Source organism: Shewanella nanhaiensis (genome assembly GCF_019457885.1).
Lineage (GTDB): Bacteria > Pseudomonadota > Gammaproteobacteria > Enterobacterales > Shewanellaceae > Shewanella > Shewanella nanhaiensis.
This window is the reverse complement of the sequence record NZ_JAHZST010000001.1, coordinates 447,212-473,092: the sequence shown is the minus strand read 5'-3', so window position 1 is coordinate 473,092 and position 25,881 is coordinate 447,212. Positions and strand designations below refer to the sequence as shown.

Sequence of the window (25,881 nt, the reverse complement as noted above, 5' to 3'; positions counted from 1 at the left end):
CTCAAATGGGAAGCAATATGACAACTCAGGTGAAACACTATATCGATGGCCAGTTTATTGAAGGTCAGGGACAGCAGAAGATATCTGTAACGAATCCGGCAAATAATCAGAGCATTGCAGTGGTTAATGCGGCGACAGTTTCTGAAGTTGAAACCGCCATTGCCAGTGCAAAGCAGGCGTTTAAAAGCTGGAAAGAGGTACCAGTATCGGAGCGTGCCCGTGTGATGTTTAACTACCAACATCTACTGAAAGCTCATCACGATGAGTTGGCTACGATTCTGGCCCAAGAGACGGGCAAGACATTTGACGATGCTAAAGGTGATGTGTGGCGCGGCATTGAAGTGGCTGAGCATGCTTGTAATATTGCGACTCTAATGATGGGTGAGACAGTTGAAAACGTGGCTCGCAGCATCGACACCTACAGTTATACTCAACCCCTTGGTGTGTGCGCGGGTATCACCCCCTTTAATTTCCCCGCGATGATCCCACTGTGGATGTTCCCGTTGGCTATCGCCTGTGGTAACACCTTTGTGCTTAAGCCTTCTGAGCAAGACCCTATGACGCCACAGCGTCTTGTGGAGCTGTTTGAAGAGGCGGGAGCACCTAAAGGTGTGTTGCAGCTTATTCATGGTGACAAGGTTGCGGTAGATGTGCTGCTAAATCATCAAGATATCAAGGCTATCTCTTTTGTTGGCTCTGTGGGTGTCGGCCAATATATCTATAAAACAGGTACTGATAATTTAAAACGGGTGCAGGCATTTGCTGGTGCAAAGAACCACTGCGTTATTATGCCTGATGCGAACAAACAGCAAGTGATTAACAATTTAGTCGGCGCTTCAGTTGGTGCGGCTGGTCAACGCTGTATGGCGCTCTCAGTGGCCATTTTTGTTGGTGCGGCTAAAGAGTGGATCCCTGAGCTAAAAGAGGCTATTGCTAAGGTTAAGCCTGGGCTTTGGGATGATAAAGAGGCGGCCTATGGCCCTGTTATCAGCCCTGCGGCTAAGGCGCGAGTCTTGTCATTGATTGAGCAAGGTAAGGCGGAAGGGGCTGAGTGCTTACTCGACGGCTCTGACTTTACTGTTGAAGGCTATGAAGCGGGTAACTGGGTTGGGCCAACTATGTTTACTAAGGTCACCACTGAGATGAGCATCTACAAAGAGGAGATCTTCGGGCCTGTGCTGTGCAGCATGGAGTCAGAAACTCTTGAAGAGGCGATAGAGGTGGTTAATAACAGCCCTTATGGTAACGGTACCTCAATCTTCACCGCCAGTGGCGCTGCAGCACGTAAATACCAACATGAGATCGAAGTCGGTCAAGTGGGGATCAATGTGCCTATTCCTGTGCCATTGCCATTTTTCTCCTTTACCGGTTGGAAAGGCAGCTTCTATGGCGATCAACATGCCTACGGCAAGCAAGCGGTGCGCTTCTATACGGAAACTAAAACCATCACCTCTCGTTGGTTTGAGTCTCAGATATCTACAGCTGAGCACGCTGCGCCAAATATGACCATTGATCTTAAGTAAAGAGATTTGAAGTAAAAGTAGCGAAGTAAACAGGTCTGAAGTAAACAGCTGTGAGGTAACAGCGGTAAATAAGCAGACACTACATACCCTATTAAACAAACGACACAATAAAAATGAAGGGCACCTATCGTTACTTAAGGTGCCCAATAAAGTGTCAAAGGAGATCTCAGATGGATTTTAATCTGAATGACGACCAACGTCAGTTTGCTGATTTAGCTCAGCAGTTTTCAAGTGAAGAGCTAGCCCCGTTTGCGGCTAAATGGGATGAAGAGCATCACTTTCCTAAAGATGTGATCCAGCGTGCTGGTGAGCTAGGTTTCTGCTCACTTTACTCACCAGAAAGTGAAGGTGGAATGGGCCTGAGTCGTCTCGATTCATCCATTATTTTTGAGCAGCTCTCCATGGGCTGTACAGCAACCACAGCCATGTTAACTATCCACAATATGGCGACCTGGATGGTCACCAGTTTTGGCTCTGAAACTTTAAGAGGTCAATGGTCTGAATCTTTGACGACTGGCGAAAAGCTCGCTTCTTACTGTTTAACAGAAGCGGGCGCTGGTAGTGATGCCGCTTCGCTAAAAACTAAAGCCGTAAGAGAGGGGGATGAGTATGTCATCTCTGGTGCCAAGATGTTTATCTCTGGAGCGGGCGCTACTGAGCTACTCGTGGTGATGTGCCGCACAGGTGAAGCAGGACCGAAAGGGATCTCAGCCATTGCTGTGCCAGCCGATGCCGATGGGATCACCTATGGTAAAGCGGAAGATAAGATGGGCTGGAATGCACAGCCAACACGGGAAATCACCTTTACTGAGGTACGCGTTCCTGTCGCTAATCTGCTGGGCGAAGAGGGGCAAGGTTTTACATTTGCCATGAAGGGACTCGATGGCGGTCGCATCAATATTGCTACTTGTTCAATCGGTACGGCTCAAGCGGCTCTCGAGCGTGCGACTCAATATATGACTGAGCGTAAACAGTTTGGTAAGCCTATTGCGGCATTTCAGGCGCTGCAGTTTAAGCTAGCGGATATGGCGACAGAGCTTGTGGCAGCAAGACAGTTGGTACGTTTAGCTGCATTTAAACTCGATCAGCAAGATCCTGAGGCCACAGCATACTGCGCGATGGCGAAACGATTCGCGACCGATATCGGTTTTCAGGTCTGTGATGCGGCGCTACAGCTTCATGGAGGGTACGGTTACATTCGTGAGTATCCTCTTGAGCGTCATGTACGTGACGTGCGCGTACACCAGATTTTAGAGGGAACCAATGAGATCATGCGTCTTATTATCGCCCGCCGTTTATTGAATGAAGAGGCTGGTGCAATCCTATAATAGATCTGCTACGCATCTCTATTTATACCACTACGTGGATTTTTCAAGATTTTGATTATTAAAAATAACCTTGAGAAAGTAGATGAAGCGAGTGCACTAAAAAATATTAAGTTTTACAAGGAATGAATTGATGACTGGAATAGTTGAGCGTATTGAGGGTCACACTGCAATACTGACCATGAGTAATCCACCAGCAAATACCTGGACAGATGAGAGTTTGCAAGCCTTGAAACATAAAGTGCTTGAACTTAACAGTAATAAAGATATCTATGCGCTGGTGATCACAGGTGAAGGGGAGAAGTTTTTCTCTGCTGGCGCAGATCTTAAGCTGTTTGCCGATGGCGACAAAGGCGTTGCAGCTTCAATGGCCAAATATTTTGGTGAAGCGTTCGAGGCATTAAGTCAATTTCGCGGTGTATCGATAGCGGCCATTAATGGTTATGCCATGGGGGGAGGTCTTGAAGTGGCGCTGGCTTGTGATATTCGTATCGCCGAAGCCCAAGCTGTGATGGCGTTGCCTGAAGCATCTGTCGGCCTGCTTCCATGTGCTGGAGGCACACAGAACCTCACTGCATTGGTGGGAGAGGGCTGGGCTAAGCGGATGATCTTATGTGGTGAGCGCGTTAAAGCTGACAAAGCTGAGTCTCTGGGCTTAGTGGAAGAGGTGGTGGAAACTGGCAAGTCTCTGGATGCCGCCATTGCACTGGCTGAAAAAGTAGCCAATCAAAGCCCAAGCAGTGTCACCGTTTGTAAGCAGCTCATTCAAGCTGGCCGCACCATGCCAAGAACCTTAGCCTTGCCTTTAGAGCGTGAGCTGTTCGTGGGGCTGTTTGACACTGAAGATCAAGCCGAAGGGGTGAACGCTTTTTTAGATAAGCGTAGTGCGAACTGGAAAAACGGATAAATAGCAGATTGTTAACAGGATGGATGCTCAATGACGACTCAAACTGATAAGCCAGTAGCGAACAATAATAGCGTTGTTTTTCAGACGCTAGGTACCGTCTCAGGTAAGCAGATCGGCGTGGTAACCCTCAATGTAGAAAAGGCAATTAACTCACTAAATCTTGAGATGGTTTATGCCATGACTGCGCAGCTTAAAGCGTGGCGAGAAGATGATGATATTGCCCTTGTGATGCTCGATGGTGCAGGTGATAAAGGTTTTTGTGCTGGTGGTGATGTTAGGGCTATCTATCACGCTTCTATGATGTCCCCTGGTGAGTTAACTCAAGATGCCGTGGAGTTTTTTGAAAATGAGTATCAGCTAGACTACTTACTGCATAGCTTCCCTAAGCCGGTGATGGTGTGGGGAGATGGCATTGTCATGGGCGGTGGTTTAGGTTTGATGGCGGGAGCCAGTCACCGAGTCTTAACTGAGCGCTCACGTATTGCAATGCCCGAGGTGACAATCGGCTTATATCCTGATGTTGGTGGCAGCTATTTCTTAAATCGTATGCCAGGTAGCACAGGCCTGTTTCTTGGTTTGACCGCCTACAACATGAATGCCGGTGATGCTAAATTTGTGAATATAGGTAATCACTATCTCAACAGTGATGATAAAGAGCCTATGTTAGATCATTTGGCGACGCTTTCATGGAGTGGTGATAATGATGCGAACCATCAACTCTTGAGTCAGGAGCTTAATCTGCTCGAGCAGCGCGTGGCTATATCCATGCCCGGTTCGCAACTCGCCGCAAAACAATCTGAGATAGCTGAGTTGATGTCAGGTAGTTTGAGCGAAATTATTGAGCGCGTGAGTCACTCTGACTTTAGCGATACCTGGTTGGCTCGCCCCATCAAAACTTTACTATCAGGTAGTCCTATTAGCTGGCACTTAATCTATCGACAAGCGCTGCTGGGAACTGACTTGAGTTTGAGCGATGTATTTAAGTTTGAGCTGGGATTGAGCGTTAATTGCTGCGCCATTGGAGATTTCTCTGAAGGGGTGAGGGCGCTACTTATCGATAAAGATAGAATGCCAAATTGGCGCTATCAAAGCGTCGCTGATGTCCCGCAAGATTTGATAGAGAAGATGACCTGTTCGCCATGGCAGACGGATAACCATCCTTTAAAAGAGATGTAAACGAATTAATTATCAGCCAGCTCAGTTATCGATGTTAATTTTTACATCCCTATATTGAGCCAAATGCAGTTAAGCATACAGAATAAGGAACATGAGATGACTAGTGTCGCATTTATTGGGTTAGGGCATATGGGAGCCCCCATGGCTGCCAATTTGGTAAAAGCTGGATTAACGGTACGTGTATTTGATCTCGTCCCTCAAGCGATGAAATCGCTAACAGGCTTAGGGGCTATCTCATCAAACAGTGCTTGCGGCGCAGCAGCGGGAGCCGATGTGGTGATCACTATGCTACCTGCAGGCAAGCATGTTCGCTCGTTATATCTTGGTGACGATACCAGTAAAGGTTTGATTGATGTGGTTGCTAAGGGCTGCTTACTGATAGACTGCTCAACCATAGATGCGATGAGTGCACAGTTAGTGGCCAAGTCGGCAGCTGAGAAGGGGCTAGATTTTGTCGACGCGCCAGTATCTGGTGGCACGGCGGGAGCCGCAGCGGGTACGTTGACCTTTATCTGTGGTGGTACCGATAAAGCGTTTGAGCAGGCGAAAACGGTGCTTGGTAATATGGGCGCTAATATTTTACATGCTGGTGGCGCTGGTGCAGGTCAAGTTGCTAAAATATGCAATAATATGCTGCTGTCAGTCTTGATGGTCGGGACAAGCGAGTCACTGCAGATGGGTATCGATCATGGACTCGATCCTAAGGTCTTGTCTGAGATCATGAAGGTCAGCAGCGGCGGCAACTGGACATTGGATAAATACAACCCCTGTCCAGATGTGATGCCAAATGTGCCCTCATCTAATGACTACCAAGGCGGCTTTATGGTGGATTTGATGGTGAAGGATTTAGGCCTTTCCCAAGAGGCTGCACTGCAGTCAAATTCAAGCACGCCTATGGGAGCGCTAGCACGCAGTTTATACGTGAATCATGCCAGACAAGGTAATGGTACACGAGATTTTTCCAGTATTTTTGAGCAGTTTACTAATTCTCAACAGATTAAAGATAAAGGGTAACTCGATGGATTTAAAAGATAAGGTTGTTGTCATCACAGGTGGTGCAGGCGGACTGGGTTTAGCGATGGCGCTGGATTTGGCTGAAGCGGGTGCTAAGTTGGCGCTTATCGATGTGGATCAAGAGAAGCTTGAACGTGCTTGCGCCGATATCGGTGATAGAACAGAGGTTCAAGGTTACGCTTTTGACATTACCGATGAAGAGGATGTCATGGCAGGCTTTGGTTTCATTATGGAAGATTTCGGCAAAGTTAATGTGCTGATTAACAACGCAGGTATCTTGTATGATGGTATGTTAGTGAAAGCCAAAGAGGGGAAAGTGACAAGTCGCATGTCATTTGAACAGTTCCAGGCTGTGATTAACGTCAACTTAACTGGCTCCTTCCTTTGTGGTCGTGAAGCGGCAGCTGCCATGATTGAATCTGAGCAGGAAGGAGTGATCATCAATATTTCCAGTCTTGCTAAAGCGGGTAATGTTGGGCAGACAAACTACTCAGCTTCAAAAGCGGGTGTGGCTGCTATGTCTGTAGGTTGGGCCAAAGAGTTAGCACGGTACAATATCCGCAGCGCAGCTGTAGCACCGGGTGTTATCGAGACTGAGATGACAGCGGCGATGAAGCCAGAAGCACTCGAGCGCATGGAGAAGATGGTTCCGGTTGGTCGACTAGGTCAGCCGAGTGAGATCTCATCGACGGTCAAGTTCATCATCGAAAATGACTATGTTAATGGTCGTATATTTGAGATCGATGGCGGGATCCGTATCTAGGGAACTATCTCTTAGAGGATAAGAAAAACGGGCAGAGGCCCGTTTTTTATTATCTAGCTCTTTGCCTTGAATTGGTTTGTTAAAAACTGCTGAGTCGATCACTTATCTATTACTGATTGGTATTTATCTTCACTTAGGTGATAATGATCACATAAAATGTGGTGTGCCTTGAAGTAGCTAGATGTCTTAAATTTATCAGTTAAATTGAGTTGATGTTGTGATAGCCCGTTTTCTGCTTTTGCCTTTCATTTATCTCCTCTCTTAGGTGGCAAAAGTGGCTAATATTAACCTTGAATGGAATTTGTCTCTGTTGTGATGGGAAAGATGGCTTGGCTAGAAAAAATCACTAAGTTTTTACTACTATCGGTTGGTGTTTCTGGGGTTGTGGTTATCTATGGCGGCTTTTTTTTCCTTCTGTTTAATGGCCACAACACATCGGTTATCCCTTGGTACGGCTTACTGTCTCCTTGGATATGCATCTTTTTTGGATTGCCTCTGCATAGACAGGTGTCTGTGATCTATTGGTTTAAACGTCAGTTTTTTAGAAAGAAATAATATCCTATTTGCATGGGTTGCCAGTGGGAGAGTTGAAAGCAAGAGAAAGTGAGTAGGAGAGAGTTATGAAGTTCCCTAAGTTAATGTTTGTCCTTCTCTGCGGGCTTTCCTCTTTGCTGATTGTAGGTTGTGAACAACCCGCTCCTAAACATGAGATTGATAAGAAAAGTGGCCGTGAGGTGGCGGTCTATGCCAGTTGGCGCTCACCCATCACTGCTGAAGATGTCTCAACACCCTCCGATGAATTTGGTGAACTGCAGAGTGTTAACGGTGGGATCTACTTTATTCAGTCCCAAGCTCATCTCGGTGGTAAAGTCGGGATCAAACGCTTAGATGGTGAGCATGCCGTTTTCGATGTGGTCAGTGCTGATTTTGATGTTAGATCTAAGGTGAATGAGTATGGTGGCTCACCTTTTCTCGGTATTGGTCAGACTCTGTTTGTCTCTAAGGCTGATGATCAACTGCTATACAGAATTGCCCCTAATCAAGCCCCGGTTCCGCTTACGGCTCCCGGTACACGTCACGCGGATTGTGTCGCTTACCCTAAAGGGTCCCGCATTATCTGTGTCAGAGAGGATCATCGTGGCAGTGGCGAGCCAAAAACAAGTCTGGTTGCACTCAATCTAAACTTTGCCGGTGAAGGCGAGGAGATGATATCAGGCGCTGACTTTTACTCATCACCTCGAGTCTCTCCTGATCATACTCAGCTTGCGTGGATTGCCTGGCAACATCCTAATATGCCATGGGATAACACTGAGCTTTGGGTGGGCAATTTAGATCCTAAGGGAGGCATCCATCAACCTAAACGCTTGGTGACAGAGATGGAGGGGGCGATCACTCAGCCTCTGTATAGTCCTGATGGGCAACTCTATTTTGTAGCTGATTTTAATAATTGGTGGAACCTATATCGAGTTGGGAAAAACGGTAAAGTTGAGCATGTACTGGATCTCGATGCCGAGTTTGCCGTGCCAGATTGGAAGCTTGGTAATCATAATTATGCCTTTGAGTCGGCCAATACGATTATCGCCAGTTATCAGCGCAACGGTGAAGTGTCTCTGATCCGGATCTACTTAGATACCGGGGTTAAGGAGTCAATTGCGGTAGACTTTGGTGAGATATCTCAGTTGGTATCGGGGGAGGATGGGATCTATTTTGTCGGTGATAAGATAACGCCGGAGAAAGGGATATATAAGGTAACTGGCCGTGGGATTGAGCTTATCTATGCCCCCAACTTACCCGCATTTAACCCTAATTTTATCTCAAGAGCCGAGAGTATCAGTTTTGACTCTGGCAATGGCGAGCTTGTTTATGGTTACTTTTATGGGCCTAAAAATCCTGCTTTTACTGCCCCGAACGATACTCGTCCTCCGCTATTAGTCATGCTCCATAGTGGCCCAACTTCCAAGGCAAGCTTGGCATTTCGTCGTGATATTCAGTATTGGACCAGCCGCGGTTTTGCGGTGATGGATCTTAACTATCGTGGCAGCTCGGGTTTTGGCCGCGAGTATCGCCGCAGCATCTATGGCCGTTGGGGACAAGCTGATGTGGAAGATGCGGTTAGGGCGGCAGGTTATTTAGTGAATAAAGGCTGGGTGGATGGTACTAAGCTTGCCATAAGGGGCAACAGCGCCGGAGGACTAACTGTGTTATCCGCTTTGGCATTTTATAATACCTTTAAAGCTGGGGTGAGCTACTCTGGCATCAGTGATATAGAGGTACTAAAGCAAGATTTGCATAAATTTGAATCTCATTATGTTACGCAACTGATTGGCAAAGATAGTGACTCAAAAAGTCGCTCGCCAATGAATAACTTGTCCGGTTTAACTGAGCCTCTTTTGTTAATTCAAGGGGGGAAAAACCCAATTGTATCGGATAAGCAGTCGAAACTTATTTATACCGCACTTAAAAACAGTGGCGTTCCTACCGCTTACCTATTTTTCGATGGAGAGGATTATACCCTCAGAGATCCTAAAAATAGAGCGGCTGCGATGGAAGCTGAACTCTCTTTTTATGGCAGTGTGTTTGGGTTTACTCCTGCAGGCGATATCCCTGAGCTAACATTGATGAATGCAGAGTACCTGAAAAAGAATTAACTAGCGTTGTTAGTTAACTTAATCCTTTTAAAATGGCGCAGTCAGGTTGTTGGCCTCCATGGCAGCTTTTGACTAAATGAGCGAGTTGCGTCTCTAATGTTTGAAGCTTGATGATTCTGTCGCTTACCTGTTTCAAATGCGCCTTAGCTAAAGATTTAACATCTTCAGCATCTCTTAAGTTGTTTTGCTTTAACTGTAATAGGGAGCGGCAATCTTCAAGTGAGAATCCCAATTCCCGGCAATGGTTGATAAATTTTAATGAATCAAGCTGAGGCTGTGCATACTCTCGGTAACCATTTTCACCACGCAGCGCGGTTACAAGCTCGATATTATGGTAATAGCGGATACTCTTAACCGATAAACCTGTTAGTTTTGCTACTTCACCAATTTTCATTGCCATCTCTCCATCAATATTTAGCTTAAAAGTGTATTGACCCTCCCATAGGGGGAGACATTAAGCTTGCTTTACAAAGTATACCAACTCAACAAATTTTAAAAATTTGGAGTCAACGATATGAACAGCATAACCTTATATGTTCCCACGATGAATTGTGCTAGTTGTGTGGCCAAAATAGAGCGAGCTTTTAGCGCATTAGAGCAAAGAAAAAGTGCTATCAATGCCAGAGTAAATTTAGCCGATAAACAGGTGATCGTAGAGGGAGAGATCGATGTTGAATTGGCGATAGAGACGATTGCTAGTGTCGGTTATGCCAGTGAGCAGATCCATGATGTAAAGCGAGCTGCGCAGGTGAAAGCGAAAGAGGAGGCGTGTGAGTATCGTACTCGCATTATCCAATCTTTACTGGGCTTAGGTCTGGGGATCCCTATGATGATTTGGGGATTGTTAGGCGGGGAGATGATGGTCAATAGCCCTGCTCAGCAGCTTGGTTGGGGTGTGATGGGAGCTATCACTTTACTGCTCTTAGTCACGACTGGTGGACATTTCTATAAAGGGATGTGGCGTTCACTTAAGGTCGGTAGTGCCAATATGGATACCTTGATTGTGCTGGGAACCAGCTCAGCTTGGCTTTATTCCATGGTGGTTGTGCTCCTACCCGATGCATTTCCTCCCTCGGCTCGCCATGTTTACTTTGAGGCGAGTGCGATGATTTTGGGCTTAATTAATTTGGGTCATGCCTTAGAGCTAAGAGCAAAGGGAAAGACCAGTGAAGCGGTGCAGAGGCTGGTTGGTTTACAGTCGACCACAGCAACAAAAATAACTGACACAGGTGATATCGAAGTTGAGATTGCAGATATTAAACTGGGTGATAGGTTAAGGCTAAAACCTGGAGGACGTGTAGCCCTAGATGGTGAAGTGATTGAGGGAAGTTCAACGATCAATGAGTCCATGTTGACCGGAGAGCCGCTGCCTGTGAATAAGGTGACTGGCGATCTACTTAGCGCTGGCACAGTTAATGGCAATGGTACGATTATTTATCAAGTGACAGCAGGTCTACGTGATACACGACTTGCCAAAATCATTGAGCTTGTTCAGCAAGCTCAAACATCTAAACTGCCAATCGGGCGTTTAACCGATAAAATTTCAGCCTACTTTGTACCTGCCGTGGTGCTTATCGCGATGATTGCATCAAGTATCTGGTATCTGTCTGGTCCTGCGCCTCAGCTCTCTCACGCCTTAATTGTGCTCACCAGTGTGCTTATTATCGCTTGCCCTTGCGCATTAGGACTCGCCACACCTATGTCGATTATGGTGTCTGTTGGCCGGGCAGCTCAGATGGGAGTCTTGATTAAAAATGGTGAGGCGCTGCAACTAGCCAGTAAAGTGACCTGTGTTGTTTTGGATAAAACTGGCACCATCACACAGGGTAAACCAAGTGTGACAGATATGATGATTGCTCCAAAGAGTGAAGCCGCTTCTGAGGTTGATGATAAGGGACTAGCCTTGCTGCAACTCTTTACCCGAGTGGCCAGTTTAGAGCGTTACTCTGAGCACCCATTAGCCAGCGCGGTACTTGAAGAGGCTAAGGTAAGAGATTTGGTACTGTTTGAGCCAGATTCCTTTACCAATGTTCAGGGAAAAGGGATCTTGGGTGTGGTAGACAGGCGTTCATTGGCGGTGGGAAACCGCAGCTTGATGGAGAGAGAAGGAGTCTCGGACTTAGATAAGTTTGATGCTGAGATTAGTCAGTTTTCAGCGCAAGCCAAGACTCCAGTCTATATTGCCGAAAATGGTCAGTTAAGCATGATAGTTGCAACCACAGATCCCATTAAAGCCGATGCGAAGGCGGCGATGACAGCATTACTTAAATCGGGGAAGCGAGTCGTGCTATTAAGTGGCGATAATATTCATACAGCCAAAGCGGTCGCGACTCAGGTTGGGATTAAAGAGGTGATTGCCGATGTGTTACCTGAGCAGAAACAAGCGCATATTATTGCGCTGCAGGCTGAAGGGGAGGTGGTGGCCATGGTGGGAGATGGGATTAATGATGCCCCCGCTTTGGTGAGTGCTGATGTGGGCATTGCCATGGGTGATGGGACTCAAGTGGCCATTGAAAGCGCCGACCTTACCTTCTTATCGGGCCGTTTATCTGTACTCGCAGACACTTTTTCTCTTGCACGAGTGAGTATGCGTAATATTAAACAAAATCTATTTGGCGCGTTTATCTACAATAGTTTAGGGATCCCAATCGCTGCTGGCGTACTCTTTCCTTTTACAGGACTGTTACTCAGTCCTGTGATAGCGGGAGGAGCGATGGCGCTCTCTTCGTTAACTGTAGTGACCAATGCTAATCGTTTAAGGTATGTAAGGTTAAACTCAACTACTGCTAAAGTTTAATTGATCAAGGTAATTTTCATTTTTGCTTTGGGGTTTAAGAGGCCTAGGTTAGTTGATAATTTAGGCCTCTTCCTCTATAATTTCGCGCTTAATTTTGCCCACTTTCACGTAGGCGGCTCATATATACCCAAACTACTTCAAGGTGCAGGATTCAGCATGTCGAGAAGTGACAGAGTTCAAGGCATGAAATAGTAGGACTAGTTATTCTAATTCAATATTTCATAACACAGAAAAATGTTGCTTCTCGCCATGCCCTTCGGGAGTCCCCGTAGAACAGCTGCACTGCGTTAGTGATATCAACAAGGGAGTTACCATTATCCTCAATCACTGCCTTGTTCAGCTATCCTACGGGGGCTCTGAAACGAGCACCTTGAGGTAGCTTGGGTATAATTGTCATAGATATTATCTATGATGGCACTTAACTGAAAATGAGTACTAACGTACTGCCACGTATCGCATAACTAAATTCGGAATTTTATACTTGATTACTACAGCTAATATCACCATGCAGTTTGGCTCTAAGCCACTGTTTGAAAACATCTCAGTCAAATTTGGCGGCGGTAACCGTTACGGTCTTATCGGTGCAAACGGCTGTGGTAAGTCAACCTTTATGAAGATCCTCTCTGGCGATCTTGAGCCTACAGCGGGTAACGTTTCTCTGGATGTGAATGAGCGTCTGGGTAAACTGAGTCAGAACCAGTTTGGCTATGAAGAGTTCAACGTTGTAGACACTGTGATCATGGGTCATGCGGAGCTTTGGGAAGTTAAAAAGGAGCGTGACCGTATCTACTCTCTGCCAGAGATGACAGAGGAAGATGGGATTAAAGTTGCTGAGCTTGAGATGGAATTTGCAGAGATGGACGGTTATACCGCCGAGTCTCGTGCAGGTGAACTTCTGATGGGTGTAGGTATCGGTGTTGAAGAGCATTTCGGTCTAATGAGTGAAATCGCACCAGGCTTTAAGCTACGTGTTCTTCTTGCTCAGGCATTGTTCTCAGATCCTGACGTGCTACTTCTCGATGAGCCTACCAACAACTTGGACATCGATACTATTCGTTGGCTACAGGAGATGCTGAACCAGCGTAACAGCACCATGATCATCATCTCTCACGATAGATATTTCTTGAACTCAGTATGTACGCATATGGCTGACTTGGATTATGGTGAACTTCGCCTATTCCCTGGTAACTACGATGAGTACATGATGGCGGCGCAGCAAGCGCGTGAGCGTTTGATGTCTGATAATGCTAAGAAGAAGGCGCAGATCGCTGAACTTCAAGGCTTCGTTGCCCGTTTCTCTGCTAACGCATCGAAAGCTAAACAAGCAACATCACGTGCAAAACTTATCGATAAGATTAAGCTTGATGAAGTTAAGGCATCTAGCCGTGTGAACCCTTTCATCCGTTTCGAGCAAGAGAAGAAGTTGTTCCGTAACGCGTTAGTGGTTGAAGATTTGACTAAAGGCTTCGATGAAGGCCCACTATTCAAAGATATGAACATCATTGCTGAAGTGGGTGAGCGTATTGCGGTTTTAGGTGAGAACGGTGTGGGTAAGACAACTCTACTGCGCACGTTAGTTCATGACATTCCTCAAGACAGTGGCACGATTCAGTGGTCTGAAAACTCATCTATTGGTTACTACGCACAGGATCATGAGTCTGATTTTGCTAACGACATGACACTGTTTGAGTGGATGAGCCAGTGGCGTAAACCAGAAGACGATGACCAATCGGTACGTGGTTACTTAGGTCGTATGTTATTTGGCTCAGACGATATCAAGAAGTCTGTAAAAGTCCTGTCTGGTGGTGAGAAAGGTCGTATGCTGTTTGGTAAGCTGATTATGCAAAAGCCAAACATCTTACTACTCGATGAGCCAACCAACCACATGGATATGGAGTCGATTGAGTCTTTGAACAACGCGCTTGAGATGTATGAAGGTACCTTGATGTTTGTTAGTCATGACCGTGCATTCGTATCATCATTGGCCAACCGCATTATTGAGATCACTAAAGATGGTATTAATGATTTCAAAGGCACATATGATGAGTTTCTTGCCAGTAAAGGTGTTGAAGCTTAATCAGTGTTTTGATTAGTAACTAATACCAATCAGTATAAAAAGGCGAGCTTAATGCTCGCCTTTTTGTTGTGATTAGAGTGAGACGAATATCCCAGCAAGTACAGCGCTCATGAGGTTTGCTAAGGTCGCAGCCAATACCGCTTTAAAACCAAGGCTCGCCACATCACTGCGACGCTCAGGAGCCATGACTCCTATGCTGCCTAGCTGAATCGCGATAGAACCAATATTGGCAAAACCACACAGGGCAAAAGTGATGATCACTTGTGAATGAACCGATAGTTGCTCCTTGACCGAAGTGAAGTCCATAAATGCCACAAACTCATTGAGAATAAGCTTCTGGCCGATAAAGCCACCTGCTTGCATCATCTCGTTTGCTGGTATGCCGATCAGGAAAGCCACTGGCGCAAAGATATAACCTAGCAGGCTTTGCATGGTGACACCTTCAAAATTAAACCAAGTGCCAACCTGTTCAAGTCCCGCATTAAACATGGCGATGACACTGATAAAGGCAAGTAGCATAGTGCCGATAGCAACGGCAACGCGCATACCATTCATGGCGCCCGATGCCAGAGCATCGATGGCGTTACCGTGCTCACTCTTGCTCATATCTATCTCTTGTTGACACGCTTGTTGGCTGGTTTCTGGTACTAAAAGCTTGGCCATCATCAGGCTGCCAGGAGCGGCCATAAAGCTAGCTGCAATCAGATATTTAAGTTCAACACCTAAACCCGCATATCCACCTAATACGCTGCCAGCTACGGACGCCATTCCTCCTGTCATCACAGCGAAAAGTTCTGAGCGAGTCATCTTAGGTAGAAAGGGTTTAACCAGCAGTGGTGATTCACCTTGGCTTAGGAAGATGTTACCTGTGGTGACTAGAGACTCGGCTCGACTAATGCCTAGCAGTTTTTGAAGTGCACCACCGATGATCTTAATGACCCACTGCATAATGCCAAAATAGTAGAGCATTGAGATTATGGCGCTAATAAAGATAACCAGAGGCAGTACTCGGATAGCAAATACAAAGCTGTTGCTGGCAAGGTCGCCAAAGAGAAACTTAATCCCCTCATCGGCAAAGCCCAGTACAGAAGCGACACCTTGGCTTACAGAGCCTAGTATCTGTTGCCCCATAGGGACGTAGAGAACAAGTGCAGCTAAACCTGCTTGTAAGATCAAGGCACCTATGATGGTGCGCCATTTGATGGCGTGACGGTTTTCAGAGAATATCCAACCACAAAGAATAAGGAATGAGATCCCAGCCAAGCTAATCAACAACTGCATTATATTTCCCAAATAGAGTTACAAGAGTGCAAGTTGTAGGTGTTCTTAAACTGCATTATGGGATTGGGAAGATGCTTTGAATAAAGCGACATTTGACGACGGCTAAGTTTGTGAACTTAGTCGAGCGATTTGAGTTGCCCGGCCATGAATACAGGAGTGGAACCCCTAAAACTTAGTGTTGCCGGTCCAGCTCCGTGGGTCGATCACTTCTCCTTGTAACAGCCAGCATGGAACCTGAGGTTCGAGCCGGAAAAGGATTATACGAAAAATAGCTCAGATTAAAAGGGATTAATCTAATTTAACTACGGTTTGCACATTTATCGAACTGAAAGTGTAGTTAAATACAAAATAAACGGCGATTTGACTGTGTTTTGGTGTTTATTTACTACATTTTTAATGTGGAGTAAGGCTAAATATGCCTTACTCCAGTAATCATTGAGGGATTACTTTTCGAAGCGAGTTTCTAGATAATCGAAAACTGCGCGAATACCGAATGCTTCACCGCCGACAGGTCGACCTGGTAGCTTACGGTTATTCCAAGCCATGACGTCGAAATGTGCCCAGCTTATCTCCTTCTCGACAAAGGCTTCAAGATAAAGCGCCGCTGTAATAGCTCCTCCAAATGGGGTTTTGCCACAGTTTGCTAGATCCGCGATATCGCTGCCTGTGAGCTCCATGTATGGCTTGTGCAGTGGCATGCGCCAGATTGGGTCTTCAACCTTGAGCCCTGAGACTGTCATCTGGGCAGCTAAGGTATCATCGTTACTGAAAAAGCCGGGTAGTTCAGTGCCTAATGCGATACGCATAGCACCAGTTAAGGTGGCAAAATCGATAATCAGCTCAGGATTGTCATTGTTCGCTTCTGCAAGGGCGTCACACAGGACTAAACGACCTTCGGCATCAGTGTTATCAATCTCAACGGTGATCCCTTTACGAGTCGTGATCACATCGCCTGGACGGAAGGCATTAGCAGACACTGCGTTCTCAACGGCTGGTACAAGTACACGCAAACGGATTGGCAAGTTGCTGGCCATGATCTGATGCGCTAGACCTATCACATGGGCTGCTCCCCCCATATCTTTCTTCATCAAGCGCATACCAGCGCCAGGTTTTAGATCGAGTCCACCAGAGTCGAAACAGACTCCTTTACCTACTAGAGTCACTTGCGGCGCGGACTCATCACCCCAAGTTAGATCGATAAGGCGCGGTAGGTTTTCACTTGCTCGACCAACCATATGGATAGTGGGGTAGTTCTCTTTAAGAAGATCATCACCGACTATCTGGCTTACTTTGGCCCCAAACTCAGTGGCCAAGGCTTCCATGGTGTCACCTAAGTGTTGTGGCATCATATCGGCTGCCGGTGTATTGACGAGATCTCTAACGATAGACACTGAGCGAACTAATTTTTGCGCTTGCTCTACTATCTCTTGGTTATCAATCACAAGTGTTGGGTAAGTTTTTTCATTTTTCTTGTAACGGTCAAACTTATAAGCACCGAGGCCCCAACTGAATGCAGCTACTTTTAGCTGCTCTTCACTTGCTTTTAGCTGGTATTGGCCCGCGGGAAGTTGGTTGACTAGATCGCCACATACCCAGTAGGACTCAGGTTCGCTGCTGACAAAAATCACCTGCGTCAGTTCACCATTCGCATCGGGAATAAGGCTCATCCCTTTACCGTTAAATTGTGTTGTAGATAACCAGTTTTTAGTCTGCTGAGTTTGCTCTGTTAACCAGGCATCGAAAGAATCTGTGTGGAAAATAGAGAGTGGAGTGCCTGAAGCACCTGAAATCAATAAATCGGTCATGTGAGGCTGGTTCTCGCTGCTAGTTGTCATTATTAGAGAGGGTCACCTTAATTAAGGTCCCCTTTAGGGTAACAAGGATTGAATCTAGGTGAAAGCGGGGATGTAAAGTGTGGGGGCTTGTTTGCTTACTCTGGGTTACTGGTTTTCGTCATCATTGGCCGCTTTTCGTTGCCTCATCTTTTCCCCCATATTATTAAAGGAGCTGGGGAGCACATCTACACCAACGACTTTGCCCAATTTTACAACGAGGGGGATTGTGATTGGCGCAAAAGGCAACACGGCAAACATACCTAACCCTAATCCTTTTAGGAGGTCGCCAAACTGCTTATTTGCTTCACGTAGCTCTTCACTGCTTGCCTGTTTTTTGGTGTAGCGTTTATAGGTGACCAACATCTCTTTGGTCTCCTGTTTTTCCTGAGATAGAGCTTCTTTAAGAATAAGCAGATCACGTTTTAAACGCAGCCAAAAACGTCGCTTACTGATGCGAAAAACACGAATGGGCGCTTTATGGACGTGTGCATATACTTTCATAGCGCGGATTGTCTCATAGGCAGTTTCATAGGTATAGCCTGGATCAGGCTATTACTATCTTTATTAAGCCGTTGTTCAATTAAATTTAGAAGAGAATGCGATGAAATGGAGGAAATAAAGCACTAAAAGTTGTTTAGTGCTTAAGGGAATGTTTCTTATACTGGTTGGTATTAACCTGCTCTTAAGCTTAATATTGCAGATAGTTCGATAGGTTCTGGGTAGCGGCAAAACTTAGTATCTTGTTGATCTATAGCGTAGATTGACATTCTGTCAGCCAGTTCATTGCCCTCAATGCCTACGTGTGCGGCCACATGAGAGATTTTAAGTTGATCTTTTACCTCATCATACAGAGCGTGCGCGGCCTGAATGATATCTAAGTTTTTAATGTCACCAGCGACTTTTCGCTTCCAACCTTTCTGTTTCCAGCCGTAAGCCCAGTTGGTGATGCAGTTTATTGAGTATTGGGAGTCGCTGCGAATATGTACGGTTTTATTCTCAGTGAGTGCCTGTTTTGCAATAAGTAGCGCTTGATGCAGTGCATTTAACTCGGCGGAGTTATTGGTACCAAAGCTGTTATAGAGTCCATACCATAACTCTGCTAATACTCCTTCACGATATACGGCAACACCGGAGCCTGCTTCTCCTGGGTTAGGCTCACAGCCACCGTCGGTGAAGATTTCGACGTTATACAGAGTATCTTCTACAGGATTAGAGGGGGAGGCGGGAGCCTGAGCCGAACTAGTGGTCTTTTTGCTGTAAGACACCTGAGTCGAGCCTTTGGCATAAGCACTTTCAGCTTCAGCTTTACTCTTATATGATTTGTATTTGGCTTTAGGGTATTTATCGACCTGTTTCTTAGCTTCATCCCAACTGGTATAGATACCAGGGGCTCTTCCTGCCCAAACCACATAATATTTACTTGCCATTTTATCTCTTACCCGCTGCACTTACATAGATTCTCCATAGTTACCTAATGATATCGATTAGACAAACAGTTTGTGAGTAAAGTTAATTAACTGGTTAATCAGTGGGCTGGATTGCTTAATTGACTTAATGGCAGAGCTTACTTTTTCGAGTGATAAGCCTTGTGATCGACAACTTGGTTGCGGCCATTATCTTTGGCGTAATAGAGATAGGTATCTGCTTGGTTGATCTGTTTCTCAAGCTGGTGACTCCCACTTGTTGTTGCTAGGCCAATACTTGCGGTGAGTTTGATGTTGTATCCTTGGGTTTTGACCACCATATTCTCAATGTATAGGCGTATTCTGTTGGCGACCTCTCGGGCTTTACTATTATCTGTATTTGGCAGCGCAACCACAAACTCCTCCCCACCATATCGTCCCAAGATATCTGATTCGCGTATGCAGGTGTTGATCGCTTTTACTGTCTCTATTAAAACATCGTCACCAGCGGCGTGACCAAATTTATCATTGATACTTTTAAAAAAATCTAAATCAATCAAGAGTATTGTGAACTCTTGCTCTTGACGCTCGGAAGATGACATGGATTTTTGAGACATCTCATTGAAGCTACGTCGGTTGTATGCGCCCGTTAAGGGATCAGTTGATGCGAGAACCCTAAGTTGAGTCTCTAGGCGTTTGCGCTCAGTTATATCGGTAATGGCCGTAATGACCAGTTTTTTCTCTTCAAAAATCAGAGTACTAAAAGCCATTTCAACTTTTATTGTTTCATTACTGGGCAGGGTCATGGTGAGATCCATGCGTGAGTCTAATATTGTGTCGTCGTAGCTGATATGTTTCTGTATCTCATTGAGGTATTCCAGCCGGTATTTTTTTGCGATAAAAGTTAATGGATTTCTTCCTAATAACTCATCGGTAGTGAGGGAGAGTTTTTGGCAAATATACTCATTTACCATGACCAACTTTTTACTTTCATCTGTGATTAAAATCCCCGTTGGTGCAGCGTTTATAAGACCTTGAAGCTGTTTTTGGGTTCGCTTAATCTGGCCCATTCTTTCAGTTTGCATCTCAATCAGTTTACGTCTTAACGAGATATCTCTAATGACCAATAGCCAGCGTTGCTTACCGACAGAGGTGAGCCTTGCTTCTACATGATAGGTAAAACTGTCACAACTAAGCTCAAGTTCTCCACTCTTGCTACCGACCTGTTTATAGTCGATGAGGAAGTGCTGTAGAGGGATTGAGTTGTTGAAAAAATTTAGGCTGGAGATTGAGGAATGCTCATCCTCTTTACTTACCAGAGGCGGGTTAAATTCACCGACGCGTATATCGCGGATAACCCCCTCTTGATCTAGCCACATACTCATGTCTGGTAGGGCGTCGAGTATGCCGCTTAAAGTGTCATTACGCTGCTTTAGCTCTTCACAGCTTAAATCTAAGGAGCGCTCTATGATGCTAAGCTCCTCACTCATGGAAAAGTAAGCTTGATCGATAAGTTTTATAAATCGCTTGAACTCAATGTTATCAGGGGCTCCCTCTGGATAGGCTTTTTTAAGTTGCCGTTTAAGCATCCTATGCATAGATTAGATTTCCGCAAAGGCAGTAATGGTCATCGTTTGATTGTGGAGCTCAGCTAGACAACCTCTATCATAAGGGGCTATCTCTCCGTAGGAATAGAAACCGCAAAGTAATGCTTGTTCACCTAACTCTTCACTAATGACCTCTATCTCATCCTCTACAAGTTGTTTCAACACCAACTTTCTACCTACACAACTGATCAATATGGCCACTTGTGGACTGTTTGAGATGTTATGGCGACATATCTTTCCAGCTTCTAATGAGCCTTGGATTAAAGATTCGACATTAGAGCGCATCAGTTGCGCTGTGGCTCCGATGGGGATATTACCTGCAAAAGTGAGTGTGCCGGTTTCTTCATCGACGGCGAGTAGAGTTCTAACCACTTTGGTTATCTTATTGGGCTCACTGATCTCCAGTGGGAACCTCAAGCCACTTGCCGGTAGCTGCTCTGCGAGTTCTCCCAGATAGCTTTTATAGATAGAGAGTGCATTTTCATCGTCGAGCTCTACTAGCATGTTGTTTTCAGCTTGTGTGACTCGTCTTTCAATACCAAATGAGCACCAGCCCCCTCGAGTGCCACAGCTGACCTCAAGCTGATCACCATAGAACCCGATCGCGATAACCGCTGATGAGGTGACTTCGTCATTAAAAAGCAGGTGAGTTTTGATAAAGTTATGGCTATCACCTGCTAAGCCACCAGATACCTGTATATCTAACCCGAGTATATCTGTCATTCCCTCAATGAGGTGACTGGCATTGAATCCGAGACCGTCACTTAAAACTAATACATGGCAGAGGTCATCAGTCTCATTCAGTTGATTTGCTAGAGTTATCCCGAGCTCTTTTGAGTTGATGTCAGGCTTATCTATTCCCCGAATCATGGCGATATTGGTTTTTTCAAAAGCAATGATTGTGGCGATTAGGCTGTCATCATTAACCTGTTTTCCTTGGATCTCTCCCGCTGTGGAGCAACCTGTGATAGAGGCATTGGGAGATAAACTTTTCATCTTTGCGATGGCATCAGGCTGGAGGTGTATCTCTCCAAAAATAAGAATCAGTGTCTGCTTGCTGTCGAGATCTTCTATCTTATCGCTTTGAGCCCAGTGATTATCATGCCATTGAGTTTGAAAAGTTTTCATGGTTAGCCCATTAAGTAAATACTCTCCATTAAAATTAGTGTTAAAAGCGGGTTTATTCAAGCTAGGCCAGATAAACACTTCACTGGCTTTTTTATGAAGGCGAAAAGTTATTGGTCTGATTTTAAATGGATTTTAATTCTCATTGCGCTTCAAAGTAGGCTTGAATATGGATAGAGGGAGTAAAATAAGAGGGAGGCTTAAATTCTAGTCGCTTTAACCTGATGGTTGTCATCTCTTCGTTATGCTTAAGCTATTTGTTGTTGATGTTATGGCCGTTTGACGTTGAATTGATACCAATTTGAATATTAATTGAGATTAGGGAGGTCTAATACTCTTTATATCCATCTAATTTTTAATTTAGGGAGAGGAGTTCGCTTGCTGGCTTCGATATTAATGGCGCGAAAAACTGAGTATGTGAGTGTGGCATTTTGGATCGCCTTATGTTTACTCGCCTCAATAGGGGTCAGCAGGTTAGCCTTAGATGCTGACTATAGCGCTTATTTTGCAAAAGACGATCCCCTTTACACCGAATTTAAAGATTTTCAGCATAAGTTCTCAAGGCAAGATGAACTTATTTTGTTGTTAGAGACAGGGCCTGAAAATACGTTTCCTTTAAAAGATGACTCGATTTCTCGATTTAAGGCCGGATTGAGTGAGCTACCAGCCGTTAATAGGGTAGATGGGTACAATCCTAACGAGTTTGAATCGGCGACGTCATTGGCTCTCTCCCATAAAGCGAAATCGGTTAATATCGGTTTCATTTCACCTGATGCCAATGCAGTTATTCTCTCTGTGTCGTTTAACGTCGAAGCGGTAAAAGGTACCAAAGCACTCTTAGAGAGTGTTTCATCTGTTAATCGATATATCGAACAGTTTGATATTGATTTCGCTCCCCCATTTCAAGTGTATTACTCCGGAGCATTAGCCCTAAATTGGCAATATATCTCTGTGTTAAAACACGATTTATTCTGGTTTATTCCCGGCTTAGCAATCATGTTTAGTTTGATGTTGCTACTTGTCGTGAGGGAAAAGATGTGGCTCTTAGGGATTGCCACTTCATCTTTGATAACGATGTTTCTGACGTTAGGTTTAGCTGGGTGGGGAGGATTCATCTTAGCGGCAATTAGTGGATTTATACCTGTGGTCATAGTGAGTTTATGCGTGGCATATGCTGTTCACCTCTTTTTTGGTTGGCGTAATGCACTAGATGAAGGAGTCGATGAGCAGAAGGCGTTACAGCAATCATTAAGTATCAATATTAAGCCACTATTTTGGGGAGCATTAACCACTGCGATGGGGTTTACTCTGCTGGTATTTAGTCCATCCCCGCCGATCCAAGATTTTGGCAAGTTGGTTGCTTTTGCTGTGATGGTCAATTTTTTAGTGAATCTAACTATACTCATTCCCATAGCAAAAAGAGCTATACCCATGGCCTGTTCACAAAAAGTGAACAGAGGTTTTTTCGCGCGTATTCAGGTCGTTAGTTGGCATTATAGAACTCTTTTTTTAGGCTCTGGATTACTGCTCTCTTTACTGGCTATTTATAGTGTCTCATCCCTTAAGTTTGACGATGATGCTATGAACTATTTTCCCGATTCTAACCTATTTAGTCAGTCAAAATTAAAGATGGAGCAACACTTTAATGGCGTGAACCAGCTCTATTATGTGGTTGCGAGTCAAGAGAAAGAAACACATAAACCCTTTGATGGCGTTGGGATTGCCCAGCAGGATTATGTGAGCCGGATTAACCAATTTAGCCGATTTCTAAGAAAGCAGGAGGAGGTGTTGCAGGTTCACTCCATTGTTGATTGGATCCGGTTTTATGGTCTTGGGTCTAATCGTTTAAATCAGGTGCTCAGCGCACCTGTGCAGATCAATGCTCAAGCGAGTCGGTTGATTAATGCTGATGCCAGTGCCTCTGTGGTGACAGTGGATTTGATCCCCATGACTGCCGCTGAGCTTATCTCATTTGAGGAAAAGGTAGCTGAATGGGAGCTTCAAAATGACAGTGAAATATCGATCGGACAGGGATTAAGTCAGAGTATTATTTTTGCCCACCTTAGTCTTTCAAATGCTAAAACCATGCTCTACTCCTTTGGCTGTGCTCTGCTTTTTCTACTTTTGATTGTCACTTTGCTTAAAGGCTCCTTTAAATTAGGCGGGTTAGCACTTGCAATGAACTTACTGCCGCTTATTTGGGTTTTCGGACTATGGCAGTGGTTGGGAGGCGGCTTGAGTTTGGGCAGTGCTGTCGTGATGGGGATGATGCTGGGCATTATTATTGATGATTCACTTCACCTACTGTTAAAGGTGGATGAGAGAGAGTGTGGCAAAGGTCTCTCTAAAACATTTACTTCAGTCATGCCTGCGGTGGCGTTTACTAGCCTATTACTGTTGCTTGGTTTTGCATTGGGACTGAGTTCAGACTTTTTCCCTATCGTTGAGCTGAGTTTTCTCTCCATGCTTATTGTGGCCTTTGCTTTCTTGTTTGATCTGATCATGCTGCCAATGTTGATGATCCTTATCGCTGGAGGGGAGCATGATTGAACTTATGCATCATCGATGCTTTCCATCGCCAGCTAATCCAAGTGTAAAGGAGCTAGATGAGTGCGATTTAGCTAACAGTAAACGCATAAAACAGTGGATGGGTAATCGATACAATAGCGCCAATTACTACACAGAGGTGGAGCGAGGCGCATTAGCCCATCTACTGCCGTTATTACTTTGTGGTGAGCAGTCAGCTCAGCTTGTGTTTAATAATGAGATAAACAGGTTGTATTACTCAGAAGTGGAGGATATTCAGACTACGATTAAGATTTTAAGAGAGGTTGAAGCTGAAGAGTTTATCCATGATAACGCCCTGCAATTAGTGCAATCTGAGCTGCCTCTTGTAGCCGGTATTAGCGATATTCAGCGACAGGCTAAGCGTTTTTACCTTAAGTTGGGAAGAGTAGATACCTACTGCGAGCATTTTATTCGTATCGCTATTCTTGATACCTGTGTGACGCAAATTATGCATGAATTTGAACATTGTAAACTCGGTTCTGGTCACCCCTTTGCTAGACTTTGTGGCTTGATAAAAAAAGATGAAGCTAAGCATGTGTACGTGGCAAAGCATCATGCCGAAAGGCTTGGGGCGACGAAAGTGATGTTTATTGACGAACATAAAATGGTTGTAAATCGGCTTTATGATCTTCTTATCGGTCAAGAGGTTCACTTTACTCAGTTAGGTGTTCATCTGGATAAATTATTTGAGCGTTTGGAGGACAGATGGGCGTAAAGTTTGCCAAAAATGGATTAACTCTATTGTCATCAGCCTATGTTTTGCCCAATGAAGTTGTCTCAAATCAGGAGCTACTTGAGGCCTTAGGTCAACTTTGTGGTCCATTGGCTAAGCGTAAAGCTAAAAGCATTGCCAAGCGGTTAGGAGTTGAGAGTCGTCATCTGGTTCGGGATCTAACAAGCGCTAAAAGTCAGCCCTCGCCAAATAGCATTGCCCTTGGAGTGGATGTGTTAAATCAAGCGCTACTGCAAGCAGGCCTTGATATTAATGAGTTAGAGTATCTGCTTAGCCATACGTGTACTCCCCATACGCAAGTGCCTCCTAATGCGGCCTGGCTTGCTGATGAACTGCGTTTTCAGGGGCCTTACCTGGAGTTAAGACAAGCCTGTACTGGATTTGCCAATGCATTGCAGATAGCCTCGACATTTTGTACTACTGATGATGCGCCTGTTGCGATTGTGGGCACTGAAACAGGCTCGGTTTACTTTGAGATTGCTAAGGCATTTTTGACCACTGAGCAGTTAGTCAACTATGTCCAGATGGGAGATGGTGCTGGTGCGGTGATATTAGGTCCTGCAAAGGAGGGAGAGGGGCAGTTAACCGATATCTACTTTGGTCAGATTGGAGAGGGGAAAGCGCCTGGTTTTTACCTTGATTCAGGTTCAATGGATGTTGGCAAAGGTGAGATGACTCGTTTTCATCACAATATAGAAGCTGTACGCGCTAATGGCAGTCAGTTATTTGAACTGGGTCTGCAAGCCGTTTTGTCACGGGGCTATCAGCTAGATGACTTTCGTTATATTTTACCTCATCAAGCCAATGGTTATATTGATGTCATGTTGGCCGAGGCGTTGGGAATTGAGCCTGAACGTATTATCAATGACGCTAAGGGTTTAGGTAATTTAGGCTCTGCTGCCATCTGGGTTAGCTTTGCCAAACTGGTCAACAGTGGAAAACTCAGGAGAGGAGATAAGGTATTAATACTGGGTGCAGAGGCGACCAAGTATCTCTATGGAGGTTTTGTTTATCATCATTAACACAGCCAGTAAAGAACACTGCCCGTAAAGGTTATTGGGGCGGGCCGTGTATTTAACTTAATGTATTTAAATTGATT

General features: G+C 45.1%; 20 protein-coding genes. 13 read left to right on the top strand and 7 right to left on the bottom strand.

Features of this window, described 5'->3' with window-relative positions; translation table 11 throughout:
* Window positions 1-17: 17 nt before the first annotated feature.
* The 8 genes from K0625_RS01860 to K0625_RS01825 all read left to right on the top strand — a co-directional run bounded on the left by K0625_RS01860 (window position 18) and on the right by K0625_RS01825 (window position 9,356).
* Window positions 18-1,523 carry a CoA-acylating methylmalonate-semialdehyde dehydrogenase gene (locus tag K0625_RS01860; protein WP_220108097.1) on the top strand — a complete coding sequence of 502 codons (1,506 nt, stop codon included), beginning with the start codon at window positions 18-20 and terminating at the stop codon, window positions 1,521-1,523.
* Window positions 1,524-1,693: 170 nt separating this feature from the next.
* A complete protein-coding gene (locus K0625_RS01855; RefSeq protein WP_065188599.1) occupies window positions 1,694-2,851 on the top strand; it encodes an acyl-CoA dehydrogenase family protein in 1,158 nt (385 codons plus the stop codon).
* Between the two features lie 130 nt (window positions 2,852-2,981).
* On the top strand, window positions 2,982-3,755 hold the full coding sequence (locus K0625_RS01850; RefSeq protein ID WP_220108096.1) for an enoyl-CoA hydratase: 774 nt from the start codon (window positions 2,982-2,984) through the stop codon (window positions 3,753-3,755).
* A gap of 30 nt (window positions 3,756-3,785) precedes the next feature.
* Window positions 3,786-4,931, top strand: a complete 1,146-nt coding sequence (locus K0625_RS01845) for an enoyl-CoA hydratase/isomerase family protein (RefSeq protein ID WP_220108095.1) — start codon at window positions 3,786-3,788, stop codon at window positions 4,929-4,931.
* 96 nt (window positions 4,932-5,027) lie between these two features.
* Entirely contained in the window at window positions 5,028-5,945 is a 918-nt protein-coding gene (mmsB, locus tag K0625_RS01840; protein ID WP_220108094.1) for a 3-hydroxyisobutyrate dehydrogenase, read from the top strand.
* A gap of 4 nt (window positions 5,946-5,949) precedes the next feature.
* A complete protein-coding gene (locus K0625_RS01835; RefSeq protein ID WP_220108093.1) occupies window positions 5,950-6,708 on the top strand; it encodes an SDR family oxidoreductase in 759 nt (252 codons plus the stop codon).
* 294 nt (window positions 6,709-7,002) lie between these two features.
* Window positions 7,003-7,263, top strand: a complete 261-nt coding sequence (locus K0625_RS01830; RefSeq protein ID WP_220108092.1) for a hypothetical protein — start codon at window positions 7,003-7,005, stop codon at window positions 7,261-7,263.
* 65 nt (window positions 7,264-7,328) lie between these two features.
* Window positions 7,329-9,356, top strand: a complete 2,028-nt coding sequence (locus tag K0625_RS01825; protein ID WP_220108091.1) for a S9 family peptidase — start codon at window positions 7,329-7,331, stop codon at window positions 9,354-9,356.
* Window positions 9,357-9,369: 13 nt separating this feature from the next.
* On the opposite strand, the gene K0625_RS01820 is transcribed toward K0625_RS01825, so the two are convergent.
* Entirely contained in the window at window positions 9,370-9,750 is a 381-nt protein-coding gene (locus K0625_RS01820; RefSeq protein ID WP_220108090.1) for a MerR family DNA-binding protein, read from the bottom strand.
* A gap of 120 nt (window positions 9,751-9,870) precedes the next feature.
* On the opposite strand from K0625_RS01820, the gene K0625_RS01815 reads away from it, so the two are divergent.
* On the top strand, window positions 9,871-12,153 hold the full coding sequence (locus tag K0625_RS01815; RefSeq protein ID WP_220108089.1) for a heavy metal translocating P-type ATPase: 2,283 nt from the start codon (window positions 9,871-9,873) through the stop codon (window positions 12,151-12,153).
* A gap of 481 nt (window positions 12,154-12,634) precedes the next feature.
* Window positions 12,635-14,230, top strand: a complete 1,596-nt coding sequence (locus tag K0625_RS01810) for an ABC-F family ATPase (protein WP_220108088.1) — start codon at window positions 12,635-12,637, stop codon at window positions 14,228-14,230.
* Between the two features lie 72 nt (window positions 14,231-14,302).
* Here K0625_RS01810 and K0625_RS01805 read toward each other — a convergent pair whose 3' ends face one another.
* From K0625_RS01805 to K0625_RS01780, 6 genes are all read right to left on the bottom strand, one after another.
* Window positions 14,303-15,511, bottom strand: a complete 1,209-nt coding sequence (locus K0625_RS01805) for a NupC/NupG family nucleoside CNT transporter (protein ID WP_220108087.1) — start codon at window positions 15,509-15,511, stop codon at window positions 14,303-14,305.
* A gap of 443 nt (window positions 15,512-15,954) precedes the next feature.
* Window positions 15,955-17,316 carry a leucyl aminopeptidase family protein gene (locus K0625_RS01800; RefSeq protein WP_220108086.1) on the bottom strand — a complete coding sequence of 454 codons (1,362 nt, stop codon included), beginning with the start codon at window positions 17,314-17,316 and terminating at the stop codon, window positions 15,955-15,957.
* 135 nt (window positions 17,317-17,451) lie between these two features.
* The gene (locus K0625_RS01795) at window positions 17,452-17,847 is read right to left on the bottom strand and encodes a hypothetical protein (protein WP_220108085.1); all 396 of its coding nucleotides are present in this window, start codon (window positions 17,845-17,847) and stop codon (window positions 17,452-17,454) included.
* A 170-nt stretch (window positions 17,848-18,017) separates the two neighbouring features.
* On the bottom strand, window positions 18,018-18,773 hold the full coding sequence (locus K0625_RS01790; protein WP_220108084.1) for a ribonuclease H family protein: 756 nt from the start codon (window positions 18,771-18,773) through the stop codon (window positions 18,018-18,020).
* 137 nt (window positions 18,774-18,910) lie between these two features.
* Window positions 18,911-20,347, bottom strand: a complete 1,437-nt coding sequence (locus K0625_RS01785; RefSeq protein WP_220108083.1) for a sensor domain-containing diguanylate cyclase — start codon at window positions 20,345-20,347, stop codon at window positions 18,911-18,913.
* A 3-nt stretch (window positions 20,348-20,350) separates the two neighbouring features.
* Window positions 20,351-21,484 (bottom strand): FIST signal transduction protein, encoded by a 1,134-nt coding sequence (locus K0625_RS01780; protein WP_220108082.1) that lies wholly within the window; start codon window positions 21,482-21,484, stop codon window positions 20,351-20,353.
* A 375-nt stretch (window positions 21,485-21,859) separates the two neighbouring features.
* Here K0625_RS01780 and K0625_RS01775 point away from each other — a divergent pair, with 375 nt between their 5' ends.
* The 3 genes from K0625_RS01775 to K0625_RS01765 are packed head-to-tail and all read left to right on the top strand — an operon-like array spanning window position 21,860 to window position 25,804.
* Window positions 21,860-24,031 carry an efflux RND transporter permease subunit gene (locus tag K0625_RS01775; protein WP_220108081.1) on the top strand — a complete coding sequence of 724 codons (2,172 nt, stop codon included), beginning with the start codon at window positions 21,860-21,862 and terminating at the stop codon, window positions 24,029-24,031.
* Complete coding sequence (locus tag K0625_RS01770) at window positions 24,024-24,764, top strand: hypothetical protein (protein ID WP_220108080.1); 741 nt, start codon at window positions 24,024-24,026, stop codon at window positions 24,762-24,764. Before K0625_RS01775 ends, K0625_RS01770 begins: the two co-directional genes overlap by 8 nt.
* The gene (locus tag K0625_RS01765) at window positions 24,755-25,804 is read left to right on the top strand and encodes a 3-oxoacyl-ACP synthase III family protein (RefSeq protein WP_220108079.1); all 1,050 of its coding nucleotides are present in this window, start codon (window positions 24,755-24,757) and stop codon (window positions 25,802-25,804) included. Before K0625_RS01770 ends, K0625_RS01765 begins: the two co-directional genes overlap by 10 nt.
* Window positions 25,805-25,881: the final 77 nt, after the last annotated feature.

What these genes read in the sequence shown, in the direction of transcription:
- K0625_RS01780 (WP_220108082.1), bottom strand. Translation starts at nt 21,484, where the DNA reads ATGAAAACTTTTCAAACTCAATGGCATGATAATCACTGGGCTCAAAGC.
- K0625_RS01830 (WP_220108092.1), top strand. Translation starts at nt 7,003, where the DNA reads ATGGAATTTGTCTCTGTTGTGATGGGAAAGATGGCTTGGCTAGAAAAA.
- K0625_RS01835 (WP_220108093.1), top strand. Translation starts at nt 5,950, where the DNA reads ATGGATTTAAAAGATAAGGTTGTTGTCATCACAGGTGGTGCAGGCGGA.
- K0625_RS01855 (WP_065188599.1), top strand. Translation starts at nt 1,694, where the DNA reads ATGGATTTTAATCTGAATGACGACCAACGTCAGTTTGCTGATTTAGCT.
- K0625_RS01815 (WP_220108089.1), top strand. Translation starts at nt 9,871, where the DNA reads ATGAACAGCATAACCTTATATGTTCCCACGATGAATTGTGCTAGTTGT.
- mmsB (WP_220108094.1), top strand. Translation starts at nt 5,028, where the DNA reads ATGACTAGTGTCGCATTTATTGGGTTAGGGCATATGGGAGCCCCCATG.
- K0625_RS01820 (WP_220108090.1), bottom strand. Translation starts at nt 9,750, where the DNA reads ATGAAAATTGGTGAAGTAGCAAAACTAACAGGTTTATCGGTTAAGAGT.
- K0625_RS01860 (WP_220108097.1), top strand. Translation starts at nt 18, where the DNA reads ATGACAACTCAGGTGAAACACTATATCGATGGCCAGTTTATTGAAGGT.
- K0625_RS01790 (WP_220108084.1), bottom strand. Translation starts at nt 18,773, where the DNA reads ATGGCAAGTAAATATTATGTGGTTTGGGCAGGAAGAGCCCCTGGTATC.
- K0625_RS01770 (WP_220108080.1), top strand. Translation starts at nt 24,024, where the DNA reads ATGATTGAACTTATGCATCATCGATGCTTTCCATCGCCAGCTAATCCA.
- K0625_RS01845 (WP_220108095.1), top strand. Translation starts at nt 3,786, where the DNA reads ATGACGACTCAAACTGATAAGCCAGTAGCGAACAATAATAGCGTTGTT.
- K0625_RS01800 (WP_220108086.1), bottom strand. Translation starts at nt 17,316, where the DNA reads ATGACCGATTTATTGATTTCAGGTGCTTCAGGCACTCCACTCTCTATT.
- K0625_RS01785 (WP_220108083.1), bottom strand. Translation starts at nt 20,347, where the DNA reads ATGCATAGGATGCTTAAACGGCAACTTAAAAAAGCCTATCCAGAGGGA.
- K0625_RS01825 (WP_220108091.1), top strand. Translation starts at nt 7,329, where the DNA reads ATGAAGTTCCCTAAGTTAATGTTTGTCCTTCTCTGCGGGCTTTCCTCT.
- K0625_RS01795 (WP_220108085.1), bottom strand. Translation starts at nt 17,847, where the DNA reads ATGAAAGTATATGCACACGTCCATAAAGCGCCCATTCGTGTTTTTCGC.
- K0625_RS01850 (WP_220108096.1), top strand. Translation starts at nt 2,982, where the DNA reads ATGACTGGAATAGTTGAGCGTATTGAGGGTCACACTGCAATACTGACC.
- K0625_RS01805 (WP_220108087.1), bottom strand. Translation starts at nt 15,511, where the DNA reads ATGCAGTTGTTGATTAGCTTGGCTGGGATCTCATTCCTTATTCTTTGT.
- K0625_RS01765 (WP_220108079.1), top strand. Translation starts at nt 24,755, where the DNA reads ATGGGCGTAAAGTTTGCCAAAAATGGATTAACTCTATTGTCATCAGCC.